The organism is Vibrio zhanjiangensis, assembly GCF_030161235.1.
In the GTDB taxonomy this organism is placed as follows: domain Bacteria; phylum Pseudomonadota; class Gammaproteobacteria; order Enterobacterales; family Vibrionaceae; genus Vibrio; species Vibrio zhanjiangensis.
The window spans coordinates 103381-118259 of the sequence record NZ_BSPW01000024.1 but is presented as its reverse complement, the minus strand read 5'-3'; the positions used below and the strand labels follow the sequence as shown (position 1 = coordinate 118259).

Here is a 14879-nt window from a genome sequence, read left to right as displayed (position 1 = left end):
TTACCAACCTCGATAACGATAAAGAAGAAAAATAAAATAAGGGGCGCCAATCACAGAAGTAAGTACCCCTGCAGGTAGTTCAATCGGCGGTTGTATACCTCTCGCGAGACCATCGGCAAATGTGACTAAAATAGCGCCGAGCAGCGCGGAAGCGGGGATCAACATTTTATGATTGTGTCCAAACAACAAACGAGCTAAATGCGGTGCGAGTAACCCGACAAAGCTGATGGTTCCAGCTACAGAAACACTAATGCTTGCAAGTAAAACCGCAGCCAGAAGCGCAAAAGCCTGAACGCTCTTTGGGTTGGTTCCAAGCGTGGTTGCACTTTCTTCGCCAAGGCCCATCACATCTAAACGCCACGCTAGCCAAAAAGCAAATGGCAGCAGTATGGATAAAGCCCCCCAAATAAAAGGCACTTGCTGCCAGTTTCTGCCCCAAAGACTGCCGGTGAGCCAAACCATTGCTGTATTAATTTCTAGAGGATTGGTGATAAGCAAAAAGTCGATTCCGCTTGCCAAAAACGCACTGACAGCAATACCAATTAGGGCAAGTTTTGCCGGTGTTGGTTGCGACCACCAAGCCAATAATGCAATCAGTCCCGCAGCTAAAATACCACCCAACATGGCAACCAAAGGCAAGATATTCACCGGCGCACTGGGAAAAAGAACTAAGCAAGTGGTGGCCGCAAGACCTGCTCCAGCACTAATACCCATCAGATCAGGAGAAGCCAAGGGGTTGCGTATCACGCCTTGCACTAACAGGCCAGAGAGCCCAAGACCAGCACCGACACCCATCGCAAGAAGAGCCCGTGGCAATCGATACTGGTGAATGACAAAGTCATCGCTCGATAATGCAAGCAAATGTTCAATGACTTGTGACACACTCAGCGATGCAGCGCCCACAAATAGACCTGTGGATGCCACCAGCATAAGTAGGCCAAATAAGAAAAATAGCGTTGTCCTATGATGCATCAGGCTCTCCTCATCGCAAGCAAAATAAAACATGGCGTACCAAGTAAAGCCGTGATCACCCCAACAGGCGTTTCGGTCGGAAAAGCAATGGCTCGTGATATCGCATCTGACCATGCGACAAGAGCCGCGCCAGCAAGGGCTGATATAGGGATCAGCAAATGGTAGTTGTGACCAATAATCGGCCGGATCAAATGAGGAACTAACAAGCCAACAAAACCAATCGGACCAGCAATGGCGACACTTGAACCAGCCAACAATACAATTGCTGCCCCACTTAACAGGCGAGTGAGCCAGATATTAGTGCCTAAGCCAATCGCAACCTCATCCCCCAACGCCAATAGGTTGAGATTACGAGCAAGACCTAACGCTAATATCAATCCAGCTATTACTGGCGGCCAAAGCTGCTGCCATTGATTATTGTCTAGGGTCGATAACGACCCAGTCAGCCAATGCAATACGCTATAAGCCATATCATCGCCAAGGATCAATGCCGCTCGTGTAATGCCAACAAGAAGTGCACTAATTGCAATGCCAGCTAACACTAGACGCAAAGGATGAGAGCGAGCAGAGAAAAATCCGCCAAGCAGCATCACAGTTATGCCACTTAGCAAAGCACCACAAACGGCATTGATAATAGGGTTTAATCCAGAGAGGATGGGCAGACCAACCGACGCAAGCGCCATAAAGCACGCGGCGCCTGCGTTTATACCAAGAATTGACGGAGAAGCTAAAGGGTTTCGGGTTAAACCTTGCATCAGAAGCCCAGACACAGCGAGGCCTGCGCCAATTATTAGCCCTGCATAAGCTCTTGGCGCTCTCAGTGTGGCGAATATCTGGTGGGTGATATTGGCTTCATCAAACGCAAGCCAGTAATCAACCAAATCGGAGGCGGTCAGTGTAAAGCTCGACCAGCCCAGCATCGACGCAAGATAGCCACAAAAAGCCAAACTCGACACCAATCCGACCAACAAAATGACTCGCCAAGCAAAATTCAGCGAGTGTTTACGCTTTACTTCAGGCTCGCGGTTTAGCAGCACTCCATTACTCATGAGGGGTCCAAAATCTGCTCAAGGTTTGCTGCCATTTGCTCAGCGGCCAACATACCTCGGTTTAGTGACCAAAGCTCAGGTGAGACTTCAACAACGCGTTTATTTTTTGCCGATGTCAGTAGATTAAACAGTGGATTTTTCTGCCAATCATTAATCACATTAGGATGGGAATAAGCCCCCAACAGTAGCCAATCTGGATTGGTTTTTAGCAAGAGTTCAAAACTGGTCGGCAGGTACGCTTTGTTGGTTTGCTCTTTGATGGGACTTAAAATCCCTAATGTTGTCAGCACGCCACCGGCATAAGAGGCTGGGCTATGTAGCCACATACCTTTGTCTGACACCACGGCAAATTGAATGGTTTGCTTGAGAGAAAAACGCCCCTTAAATTCCGCCATAATTTGGTGGTGGCGCTCAATTCTTTGCTCCATAGCAGACAGCTGATTAAGCGCTGCGCCAATTTTGCGTGCCGACTCCAAATTCTCTTGATAGGTTTCCCCACGGCTTTTAAGCAGTAACGTCGGAGCGATTTTCTGCAAATCTCTTAAAACCGTGCGGTGGCGCTCAGCATCGGCAATGATCAAATCCGGCTTTAAAACCGCGATCGCTTCTAAGCTTGGTTGGGCACGCATACCCACCGATTTCCATGGTTTGATGAGTTTGCGCACCGCAGGAATCACCCGAGAAGCGTCGTTATCATCGGCAACGCCGACCGGTGACACACCCACCGCAGCCAATGCATCGACAAAAGAGAACTCCAACACCACAACACGTTGCGGCGTGGTATCAATTTCAAACACGCCTTGCTCATCTTGTATCGATCTAGGACTGGCTAAAGCTGTAAAAGAAGATAAAGTAACCAGCAACAAAGCCAAAACAGATGCTAATGGCTTATGTGGCAGCATCCCAGCCAAAGACCGAAATGAGTTTAGCAACAATCGATGCGGTAACAAACGTCGAGCGTGGTTATTCATAGCTAATTTTCCTTTAACGCTAAAACCATCAAAGTCGCCAAGAGTATTGGCGACTGTATATTTGTCAATAGTTTCAGAGTGTTAAATGTTAAAACTGGTAATTAAGATCCAAAATATAGCTTCGACCTGGCGCTGGATAACGCCCGATGTCGCTGGTATCAATACCTCGGAAATAGTAATCTTCATCAAATAGGTTGTTGACACTCAGGTTCATCCGCAGTTTGCTGCTCTCATCTTTATACAAATCAGAACCTATATTAAAGTTCCACACCATATAGGCAGGGATTTTACCCGCTTTACCGATTGAATCTTCTTCTACCGTGTTTGCATCATCAGAGTATGCATCACTGAAGTAGTAGCCAGACAAGGTGGTTTCTAGCTTGCTAAAGGTGTAAGTGGCATCCCAGTTAAGCTGATGTTTAGAAGTATATTTAAGCTGATTACCTTTATTAGGGCCATCTTCTTCAAGCGTCGCATCTAAGTAGGTATAACCACCACCTATGCTTAAAGCAGGCAGAGATTCAAGAACGTAGCGGCCTGAAAGCTCAACCCCTTGATGAAGGGTTTTGCCAATATTTTCAGTGAGCTGAGTGGTGGGATTCCATTGCAACTTATCTTTAAAATCAATCCGATAAAGGGCAATATTAAAAGTAGTGGAATCTTGGGTATAGCGAGCGCCGAGTTCATAGTTCCAAGCAAGTTCGCTACTCTTTTCTCCATCAGTTGGAACGTCAGAAATTTGCGGTACACGCAAAGACTTTTGCGCATTGGTATAGGCAACCCACTGCTCGGTAAGATTATACGCAAGCGTTAAACCAGGTAACCACTCTGTGACTTTATTATCTTTACTTGTATCCTTACCCAAATCATCGAATGTCATATTGACGGATTCATAACGAATGCCCGGCGTAACTTTGAATCTATCGCTAAACAGGCCAATTTCATTGCTAACATAACCTGCATACGCGTCAGTGTCTGAATGCCAATCGCGAGGAACCGTTGTTGAACCTTCCGCGATTGAAGTTTGAGTCAGTTTATAATCAATATCCTCGTTGACGTAACGAGCGCCAAAGATCCAATTTTGCGTTACACTTGGGCCTGCAACATGAACGGCCAATTTTGGCTCGATACCATAAACTTCGAACTGACGCGGTGACCTGCGGATATGAGTTGAGGGGCGTGAAGGATCGGCCCAGTCACCAGTAACATTATAACCCCACTGGAACACGCGATCTGAATGGTGACCAAAAGTCAGTATTTCTAACTCAGCGCCGTCTGCAATGGCAAGATCATGCAAATACTTCAGGCTCCAACGTGTCGACTCGCCTTGATATTCATCATATGGACGCTTGGATTGGGTGCGATCATCATCATAATCGGCTGGCGCTAAAGCGCCTGGCATTTGGGTGTCTGCATCGTAGCGTTGAACAAAGGCTTGCAATTCTTGAGTATCGCTAAGTAACCATTGCAACTTAGCTTGGAAGTTGGTGACGTCCGTGTCTGAGTGCTCTCGAAAGCTTTCACCAGTTAAGAAGTTACCTTCCACTTGCAGTGCAAGGGTGTCACTTAGCCACCCTCCCGTACGCAGATAAACATCATTGAGTGGCGTGTCGCCATCTTCAAAAACAGTCAAACGGTTACTGATTTCAGTTTGCCATTGATGTGGAATGGGTTTGGTCACTAAGTTGATCACACCGCCGACATTATTGGGGCCGTATTGCACCGCCGCGCCACCGCGTACAATGTCTATTCTATCAATTGTTGCCATCGTGGCTGGGAAAATAGATTGCCCTGTGTGGCCATAAGGAGCGAGAGTCAGTGGTACGCCATCCATAAGAAATTGTGCATAGCCACTTCGGCTCGCCTTCAAACCACGAACCGAGATGTTAGGCAACACACCTGTCCCTGTCTCGTCTTGAACTTTAACCCCTGGAACACTTTGCAGTGCTGAATCAATTGATAATGCGGACGTTTTCTTAATTTGATCTTGAGTCAAAATGTTGCGAGCGCCAGGATATTCTTTTACATCCTCTAGCTCAGAGTGGCCGATCAAACTGCCCGTAACCACAAGGGTTTCCATCGTGGTAGTTTGAGTATCATTGGCAGCAATGGCACTCATAGAAGTCACTGAAGCGATGGCAGTTGCCAGCACACTTAGGTGCAGCGTCCGCTGCGTTTGTTTTGGTGCGGGTATATGAGGTTTTCTATCCAAGTTCTGATGAAACATGGAAATCTCCTTTAAAGGCAAAATAGGACCAAGATCTAGACGTTGATCCCATGGGCTAAATAGCCTCAAGTTGAGGCCAAAAACTCGCTAATATGCTGAGAAAAAATTAGAATTGATAACCGTAGCTGAGCATAAATTCAGCTGGGGCTCCGTAACCCACTTGGTTCGCTCCCGTCGCACCGTTTGTGGCACCAAGAATATATTTCTCATCAAACACGTTATAAGCATTAGCTTGGATTTTGTGACGGCCCGTTGTGTACGCTGCCATTAAATCAACCGTGGTATAGTCACCTAATGCCACCGCTTCGTTATCACCAGCATAACGATCGCCAACGTATTTCACGCCGCCACCCATACGCCAGTTGTCATCAAGCTGATAGCTACTCCAAAGTGAGAACAGATGGTCCGACACATCGTTGGGCTTTTTGCCGGTTTCTTTGACTTCGGCATCCAGATAGCTATAGCCGACAGAGATATCCCACTGCTTTGTGATTTGACCGCGTGCTTCAAGCTCAAAGCCTTGGTGGCGTTGGTCTATTTTGCTAGTCACATCTCCACTGTTATTGGTTTGAGGCTGTTCTTGATCAATTTGAAACACAGCGGCATTAAGCATCAGGGCATTATCGAGCAGATAAGCTTTTGCGCCGACTTCCTTGAGATCGGTTTGAAAGAATTCAGCTAATGTAGGCTTAATGAAAGTTCCTGCATAAGGCAATTGCCACGAGCGGGCTAAAGTCGTATACACAGACATATCACTGCTAATGCGATAAACCAAACCACCACGATAACTGACCTTGTTATCGTCAAGATTCTCTTTTGCTGAGCCGGCTTTTTGCTGCTCAAGTTTCATCGCGTCGTAGCGCACATTGCCAATCACTGACAGATCGCCAAGAGTGTATACATCCTGAAGGTAAATACCTGTCGTGGTGGTGGTATTATCACGTGCCGGAGTGAAATCAGGATCGGGGGTTGGCCCAGACACAGGGTTATAAATATCTTTGTTCGGTAAACCTTCATTTTTTCCAAGCGTTAGATCGATATTGATCTGGTTGTAGTCTGCACCTACCATCATTTGGTTTGAGTGCGTTTCCCACACTAGCTCAGATTGCAGCGTTGCTGTGGTTCGAGGATCATAGCCAAAGTTATTGACAGTCTGAGAAACCTCATTCCCAGTGACCGTACCTTGGCGTGTTCCTTTTTGTTTCAGCTCAATATGGTTATAAGCGGCGCGGTTTGTCCAAGTCCACTCGCTGTTTAGCAGCCATTCATAATTCACTCCAAGGCGCAGGCTGTCTGATTCTTGGTAATCATTGGTACCGCCGTAAAACGTACTCTCAGAAACATCGACAGGTTTACCATCTTTGGATGGAACGCCGCGGTAAGGCACCAATTCTTGGTGCGCGTATTCAACATCAAAGTCGATAGTGTGACCTTCATTGGGCATGACTCGAATAGTCGGGGCAATAAAGAAATCACTTGAATCAACATGATCGACGTACGAGTCGGCTTGTCGATGCTCTAAGTTAATACGGCCATTAACTTTGTCCGAAAAAGCCATCGAGCTATCGAGTTGACCTACAAACTGGCTATTGCTGCCTACACTGCCCTTAACGCTTGTAAAGTTATCACCGTTTGCTCGCTTGGTGACCAAGTTAATAATGCCACCTGCAGAGCCGCGCCCATAAAGTGCACCAGCTGGACCTTTAACCACTTCAACCCGTTCGATATTTGCAAGACTACGGTAGGACTGTAAAGTGCCATCATCACGCATGCCATCACGATACATATCATTAAGGGCATCAAAACCACGGATCACAAACTGATCTCGACTGCCTTCTCCCAGCGTATTATTAACCCCAGCAACGCCATCCAGCGTATCAACTAAACGTACAGCGCCTCTGTCTTCCATCTCGGTTTGTGTTACCACAGAAACCGCTTGCGGAACATCTAACCAATCCACATCGGTTTTCGTGCCCGATTGCGGCATATTTTCTACGTAACCTTGATATTGATAACCTATAACTTGCAGCGTTTCATCCGTCGCTATTTGTTCTTGTGCCACTACAACTGATGCACCTGCCACCGCTGCCAAAGCTCCCCCAATCGCCAAAGCTAAGGGGGACAAGGTCAATCTTATGTTCATTTTTTATTCCGTTTTTTATTTATAAAACCACAGCAAAGCGAATGAAAACAAATATCATTTGTATTTGCAATATTTATTTTTTTATCTATAGTTGGCAAACGATGCTGAAAAGCAAAATAATAAAACGATCAATAAAACAATAAATTGGAAAAACCTCTTTCCTCTATGCTCGAAAGAGACCATGTGAAAGCCAGTTGTGAGCAGACGACAACAACGTTTAAAATTTAGGACAGTCCCAATGAAATCTACGATTATTATCGTAACTCACGTCGTAAATGACGCCGTGACTCATGGCTTCGTACCGACAGCAAAAGCGATGGGTCTTGAGGTCATTTTGATCACAGATCACAGGCTCAGCCATCTAAGATTGAGCGAGAATGACCCAGGATTTAGCCCTGATGAGATTCTTGAATGTGATGTGTTTAATCCTCTCGAACTTATCGAGACCATTACTGGTAAAGGACTAAAGCCTAGCGCTATTTTCAGTAACAGCGATCACTTACAAACCTCTACTGCAATCTGTGCACAGTTTTTTGGCGTACCCGCCAAAGACTGGAAAGTAACGCTAAAAGCGAAGAACAAACATCTAACCCGCCAAGTGCTCAGCGAAAAACGGTTACCAAATGTTGCAAGTCAATTGTTATATTCAGGTAGCGTACCTGCGGTAGATTTTCCCTTCCCAGTCGTCGCAAAACCAAAAGAAGGGGTTGCGAGCATAGACGTCCAGCGTTGCAACTCCCAAAATGAACTTGAGCGTTATTGTGAACACTTTTGGCAAAAACACCCCGCTACCCCAGTGTTGGTAGAAGCTTTGTTACAGGGCCCGCTTATGACCGTCGAAACTTTAGGTGATGGCGAAAAACTCACTGTAGTGGGTGGCTTTGATGTGGAGCTCTCTGAACCACCTTTCTTTATTGAAACAGCTGCAACCTTTAATGGTCCTAATAGCAGTCAATTTAGAAACGAATGTATCAAGCAACTACAAGCATTTGGCATCGGTTTTGGTGCGTGCCATAGTGAGTTCATCATTACACAGTCAGGCCCAGTATTGGTTGAAATCAACTATCGAAGTATTGGGGATGGCCGAGAGTTTTTACTCGATAACCTCAGCCAAGGAAAATGGTTCAGTACCATCTTAAACCTTCATCTCGGTAGCGAGTTAGACACCGCATTTCAGTTAAATGGCAGCGCAAAAGTACATTATGTCGTAGCAGACCAAAGCGGCATTATTGAAGGCACCTCCACATCTTTTCTAACGCGCGAAGACGATATTGTCATCCAGCAACAAGTGCTAAAACAGGTGGGTGAAAACCTTGCTCAAAGTTTCTCTAACAAGGATTATTTGGCAAGAATTTCTGTCGTTTCACCGTCTGGCGAAAACCTAGAGCCAACTCTGCAAAAAACCATCTCTCAATTCAATCTTAAGGCAGCGAGCGAGGTAGCCGCATGAACAGCAATGCTTCTTACCTAACTCAGCGCCTTATTGATACCTGCCTAAGAGAAGATTTATTTGGCATAGTTTCGCAAAGCCAATTTACAACTCAGCCCCCTGAGGCCATCAATACCGCAACTCACTCTGTAGACCAGGTATGGGCAATATTCGATAGTTCGGATTTTACTCTCTACTTACCGGTCACAGCCAGCTACTACATGCAGCACTGGGTTTATAGCTCTCCTACTGGGGAAGATGGCAAAGGGTGGATTATCGAGAAAAATGGTCAATTTGAACATCAATACCACTATCAAGATTGGATTGGATTGCTCAAAGCTTGTGCTCACGAAAGCTCTCATCCTCTGCTCGATAGCTACTTGCAAGAACTTGAATGCGCTGAAAAACATAAAGCACTGTGTGACAAGGCTTTTAAACAGCACTCAGAGTCGTTGATGCAGCCAATCTCCCAATTAGATAACTGGGGAGAGAAATTACTGCTCGCCGACCAAATTGCGTCCTACCTTGACCATCCTTATTATCCAACCGCTCGGGCTAAATTCGGTCTAAGTGATGAGGATCTTGCGCAATACGCACCAGAGTTTGCCCAAAGCTTTGCTTTGCGCTGGCTCGCTATCGATAAGTCACTTGTAACTTTAACCTGTGCTCAGCCGAAATGCTGGCCGACCATGGAACAAGTCGGCCTGCCAAGTGACTTTGCTTTGAGCCATGAACTGTTTCCAGCTCATCCATTAACGCTGCAAAGCCTAGAGTTTTTGCCTGAAGGCATCATAGCGGCGCCAAATGCATACCTTGAGGTTACCCCAACTCTCTCCGTGCGCACCGTGGTGGTAAATGAAGCGCCGCATATTCACATTAAGGTACCGCTTATCATGCGCTCATTGGGGACAAAAAACATTCGTCTTATCAAGCCATCAACGATTTATGATGGGCACTGGTTTGAACGTTTACTCACTCACTTAGAACAAAGCGATAATGATCTGCAAGGCTCACTTTTTCATTGCAACGAAAAACACGGCGGTCATGTTGGCGAGGAAAAAAGTTTCGCCTACATAGTGCGAGAATACCCACTCAATCATTCAACAGACAAAGCCCTTGTTCCTGTTGCTGCACTCGCAGGCCCGATGCCGGATGGACACCTATTCTTAGAGCACCTCGCAAGCCAATATTACCAGCAAGATACCCTAGCTTGGTTCAAAGATTATGTTGAGCTGTTATCTAAGGTTCATCTTACATTATGGATTCGCTATGGTATCGCACTGGAGTCTAACCAACAAAACGCCATCATTGCTTTTAATGCCCAAGGTAAGATGACCTTAGCCATGAAAGACAATGATGCAGCGCGCATTTGGCCAGAGCGATTTCAAGCCTATGAGCATGCCTCCCCTGTCAAGTGCCAGCAGCTGCTAGACCAACGTATCAAGGTCGACAATGAACTGGCGCTTGGTCAGATGTTTACCACGATCACATTGCAACTCGATATTGCCGCTATTGTCGAAGCAATGGCAGCCAAGGGCCTTGCAAGCTCGGCTTCCCTCTATGAGATAGTCGCTGATATCCTTTCCCAACAGCTTGAACTACTCAGTCGTCAGGGCCACGATATAAAGCTTGCTAAAGAGATGCTGTTTGATTCGCCATACTTGTATGCCAAGTACTTGTTAAGCTCTGGCAGTTTGTTATCAAAAGAGGCGTCAGGCGCGAGCGATATCAACAAATTCTATGGTTTATCCGCGCCTAACTTCTTGCGGCTTACTAGCGAAAAAGCACAGCAAGCTTACATAGAAGTCATCAAACAAAGCGCGAGCTAATCCATCATGACCAAACTCATATATTGCGTGCTGCTTTGTCACTTTATTGCGGCATTTTCAGCATTAGGGATGCCTTTGTTCTTGCCAATGGTATTACCCACACTTGGTGCGCACATTGACGCAAACTGGGCAGGCGCTCTGTTTATTCTGCCTACCTTTTGTACCGCCTTGGCGGCGCGATTTTGGGGACAGTTTGCCGACAAATATGGCAGGCGACGCTCACTGTTACGGGCTCAACTTGGGCTCGCAGCAGGTTTTGCGTTATGTGGCTTAGCAGACAATCTAGCCATGTTTGTGTTTGGTCTTATTGTTCAAGGAACCTTTGGCGGCACAATGGCGGCTTCTAATAGCTATTTGTCCAGCCAGATTAAAGATGCAAAAACTCTCGGAGCCTCTCTAAATAAGACTCAGCTCTCGGCTCGCTTGGCACTGATCATCGCACCTATTGGGCTGGGGTGGAGTTTGTCGGAAACTAGCCCGCTCAGTGCGTATCTTTGGCTATCAGTTCTGCCTTTGATTGCCATGGTGATCACGTTGACATTGCCGGCAGACATTATCGCTAAGCCTAATGCCCAAGGCCAAGACAAAGCTCAACAACACGACAACAAAAGCGCTTCGTTACGCTCTCTGTCTTGGGTGTTCGTTGCTCAGTTTTGCTTTGCGTTTGCAATGGTCGTGACCTTCCCCTATTTCTCGCCTTTCGTGCAAAAATTTGGGGTGACCAATCAAGCATGGGTTGGCTTTCTGTACGCTCTTCCACATGGTGTCTATTTAGTTTTTACTGGCAAAGCACAGAGTTTCTCTGAATGGCTCAATCGTCATCATAAACTCAATACCTTGCTACTTGGTTTTGGTCTGCTCTCGCTAGGTACTCTGATGCACCTTATGCCTTACCAAGAGGTGTTGATCATCGCTCGTATTCTATTTGGACTGGGTATGGTCTGTTGTTATCAAGGGTTACACCAAGCGTTAGCAGACCAAATCGATAGGCAGCAAAGCGGTAAGATATTCTCACGCTTTGATGCTATGTCTAAATGGGGTGGCGTGGCAGCCGGGTTATGTGCTTCTTTTGTCTCGAGCTTGGGTTGGCTTGAGGTTCTTTTCTTACTTTCTAGTCTGGTCAGCGCTTGTACTGCAATAGCGCTGCTCTTCCATGCAAAATTTGGACGTCAACATGTTAAACATACATTCATCCCCCACTGAGAACGTAACACAGAATATAGGTTTATTTGGCCATAAAAGAACTCAGCTCAATCACGAAAAAGCCCAGCTTAATACCATTATGAGCGTAGTAAATTGCTATCTGCGTGAATACGCCATACCCAATAAACAGGTAAAATGGGGCTTTAGTTCAGCCACGCTTCCACAGACCTTGAAAAGAAACTATGGCCCAAGTCAGCTCGTAGCGATCTGCCTGAATGAAGGCGATCTACTGGTACTACCCGTGGAGTATATAAGCCAATTAGGCAAGGTAAAACTGTCTGACAGACCTTGGTCAAAAACTTCAGGTGCAGGATGGTCTAAATTGGACGCCACCCAAACTCTGACTATACTGCTGCAGTACCTAAAGCAAGTATTAGTCATTCCATTTAATCATGAGTTAATTGATCAAATGGAAAACAGTTTGTTAATTACTGAACAATTCCTCAACTCGGAGCCTACCTACCAACATCACAATCCCTTTATCGCCTCAGAGCAATCATTGATTTGGGGACATTCTTTCCACCCAACCCCAAAGAGCCGCTCTGGTGTCAGCATCGATGATTTACTCGCGTGTTCTCCTGAAGTGGGTGCAAAAGTCCCCCTATACTGGTTTGAAGTCGATCGAGCGCTAGTTGATGTATTGCACTCTGATAACCAAAAAACGCCACAAGCTATGCTCGAAAAACTCGCTCCGCAAAACAGTCATTCTCAGTCTAGGGTCCTTTATCCATGCCACCCTTGGGAAAGTTATACTATTTTACAAAATCCCGTCGTGAAACATGCGATTGAACAAGGTAAAATCACTCCTCTGGGTTTAGGCGGTGAAAAGCTCCTGCCAACGTCTTCGGTGCGAACGCTTTACCATCCTGATATGGACTGGTTTGCCAAATTTTCCATCAACGTACGCTTAACTAATTGCGTGCGCAAAAATGCTTGGTATGAGCTCGACAGTGCGGTTCAACTAACCTCAATTCTGCGCCCAATAAAACAGAGTGAGCAACTACGTAATCCTGTGTTTAAAGTCATGACTGAACCTTACGCTACGACCTTGAATCTAGAGTCCCTCGCAGAGCCTCAACATTCCAACGTGATAAAAGCTCGCGAATCATTCGGGATTTTGTATCGTGAAAACTTCTCTCAATGCGAAATTGACATCTTGCAGCCGACGTTGGCTGGAGCCCTTTTTGCCTACGACCGAGATGGTAATAGTTGCATCGCCACTGAGTTGACACAAAAAGCAAAGGAAAACCAAAGCCAGTATGAGGATGTCGCAATGTTGTGGTTCGGACGCTACTTGCACTGCTTAATTCCGGGCGTGTTTAATTATTACTTTAAACACGGTGTGGCATTTGAACCGCACTTACAAAATACACTGATTGGCTTTGACAAAGGCATGCCGTGCTGTGTTTGGATTCGTGACTTAGAAGGCACAAAACTGCTGGCTGAGTTTTGGCCAACTGACGCCTTAAACCAATTATCTGAGCGTGCTCTACAATCGGTTTACTACAGCCGTGAGCAAGGGTGGAATCGCATTGGTTATTGTACCTTTATCAACAACATCAGTGAGGCGGTATTCTTTATTGCTGAAGGTAACTCAAAACTTGAGCAAGCGTTGTGGAGTATATTGAGAGACGCCATCATGAGTTGGCAGTCAATCAACGGCAAACAGCCGGAGTTAGAATCACTGCTTGATGGTGGATATTTCCCAAGTAAAAACAATTTTACTACTCGATTGATGCAAAACGCGGACAAAGAGTCGAGCTATACCCAAGTGTTAGCCCCATGGACGACTCAAAACAAAGGTGAAAGCCATGATTAATTCGTTGCAACTTCCTTCACACATTAAGCACGAGATAGAGTACTTAGCCGAGCAGCAAGACCAACCACTGTGCGCTTATCTTTATGACCTCAACGCACTTGAAAATCGCATCAAGGGGATGCGCCACGTACTGCCCAAAAACGTGGAGTTGTTTTATGCGGCCAAAGCGAATCCTTCTGAACCTATATTACGTACTCTGGCCCCTTACGTTGACGGGTTTGAAGCGGCGTCAGGCGGTGAGCTACATCACCTTCATCAGCAACAACTCAATAAGCCTCTGATCTTTGGCGGTCCAGGCAAAATGCCAAGAGAACTAAAACAAGCGATCGAACTGGATGTGGATGCAATTCATGTGGAAAGCATCACCGAATTGCAACGTATTGGTGCCTTGACTCAAAAACTAAGCCGAAGCGCGTCTATTTTTCTACGCATGAACATCGACATTGGCGATATCACGCTCAGCAAATTGGCCATGGGAGGTAAACCAACGCCATTTGGTCTAGACGAGGCCGAGCTAGATAATGCCATCATGTTGTTGCGTGATTATCCATCAATCCAATTAAAAGGTTTTCACTTCCACTTGATGTCGCATCAGTTGGATGTCAGCCGGCACTTAGCGTTAGTTGAGCGATATTTTCAAGTTGTAAAAAGATGGAAGCAGAAATACTCACTCGATGAACTCACCATCAATCTCGGTGGCGGAATGGGAATAGACTATCAAGACACTCAACAGCATTTTCCATGGGAAGAGTTCTGCGACAAGTTGGAGTTTTTGATTGCCAAAGAGCAGATGCAAACATGGCTGTTACGTTTTGAATGCGGGCGTTATATCTCAGCGCCTTGTGGCTACTATGTAATGGAAGTGCTGGATATTAAGCAAAACCTTGGTGAAAACTTTGTCATTGCACGCGGCGGTACCCACCATTTTCGCACCCCCGCAGCCCAAAGCCATGACCACCCATTTGTGGTTTTGCATAATCAGCAGCGCCCAGCGATTTCAAACCCAATCGGCCACACAACAGCGACTTTGGTCGGTCAGCTGTGTACACCTAAAGATGTCCTCGCGCGCAATCAAGTCATAGAGCACATAGACATCGGAGATTATGTGGTGTTCACTTTGGCGGGCGCTTACGCTTGGAACATCTCCCACCAAAACTTTTTAATGCACGAACCTCCCGTGTTCCATTATTTCTAAATTTGAGTGGATACACTCAAAACAGATAGGCAGACACAGGAC

General features: G+C 46.1%; 10 protein-coding genes. 5 read left to right on the top strand and 5 right to left on the bottom strand.

The annotated features are described in order from the left end of the window. The 5 genes from QQK21_RS07280 to QQK21_RS07260 form a co-directional block, all read right to left on the bottom strand. Positions 1-972 (bottom strand): iron chelate uptake ABC transporter family permease subunit, encoded by a 972-nt coding sequence (locus QQK21_RS07280; protein WP_284191536.1) that lies wholly within the window; start codon positions 970-972, stop codon positions 1-3. Further along, entirely contained in the window at positions 972-1892 is a 921-nt protein-coding gene (locus QQK21_RS07275; protein WP_284191666.1) for a FecCD family ABC transporter permease, read from the bottom strand. The genes QQK21_RS07280 and QQK21_RS07275 overlap by 1 nt, the downstream gene beginning before the upstream one ends. A gap of 125 nt (positions 1893-2017) precedes the next feature. Beyond that, positions 2018-2992: a Fe(3+) dicitrate ABC transporter substrate-binding protein gene (locus QQK21_RS07270; RefSeq protein WP_431313102.1), complete on the bottom strand. Its 975-nt coding sequence runs from the start codon at positions 2990-2992 to the stop codon at positions 2018-2020. Between the two features lie 88 nt (positions 2993-3080). Next, entirely contained in the window at positions 3081-5219 is a 2139-nt protein-coding gene (locus tag QQK21_RS07265) for a TonB-dependent receptor family protein (RefSeq protein ID WP_284191535.1), read from the bottom strand. Positions 5220-5325: 106 nt separating this feature from the next. Beyond that, entirely contained in the window at positions 5326-7362 is a 2037-nt protein-coding gene (locus QQK21_RS07260; protein ID WP_284191534.1) for a TonB-dependent receptor, read from the bottom strand. 238 nt (positions 7363-7600) lie between these two features. On the opposite strand from QQK21_RS07260, the gene QQK21_RS07255 reads away from it, so the two are divergent. From QQK21_RS07255 to QQK21_RS07235, 5 genes are read left to right on the top strand one after another with little or no spacing between them, the layout of a single operon-like run. Further along, entirely contained in the window at positions 7601-8812 is a 1212-nt protein-coding gene (locus QQK21_RS07255) for an ATP-grasp domain-containing protein (RefSeq protein WP_284191533.1), read from the top strand. After that, a complete protein-coding gene (locus tag QQK21_RS07250; protein WP_284191532.1) occupies positions 8809-10620 on the top strand; it encodes an IucA/IucC family protein in 1812 nt (603 codons plus the stop codon). Before QQK21_RS07255 ends, QQK21_RS07250 begins: the two co-directional genes overlap by 4 nt. A gap of 6 nt (positions 10621-10626) precedes the next feature. Next, the gene (locus tag QQK21_RS07245) at positions 10627-11823 is read left to right on the top strand and encodes an MFS transporter (RefSeq protein ID WP_284191531.1); all 1197 of its coding nucleotides are present in this window, start codon (positions 10627-10629) and stop codon (positions 11821-11823) included. Next, the gene (locus tag QQK21_RS07240; protein ID WP_284191530.1) at positions 11795-13642 is read left to right on the top strand and encodes an IucA/IucC family protein; all 1848 of its coding nucleotides are present in this window, start codon (positions 11795-11797) and stop codon (positions 13640-13642) included. The genes QQK21_RS07245 and QQK21_RS07240 overlap by 29 nt, the downstream gene beginning before the upstream one ends. Next, positions 13635-14837 carry a type III PLP-dependent enzyme gene (locus tag QQK21_RS07235; protein ID WP_284191529.1) on the top strand — a complete coding sequence of 401 codons (1203 nt, stop codon included), beginning with the start codon at positions 13635-13637 and terminating at the stop codon, positions 14835-14837. Before QQK21_RS07240 ends, QQK21_RS07235 begins: the two co-directional genes overlap by 8 nt. The last annotated feature ends 42 nt before the right edge of the window (positions 14838-14879 follow it).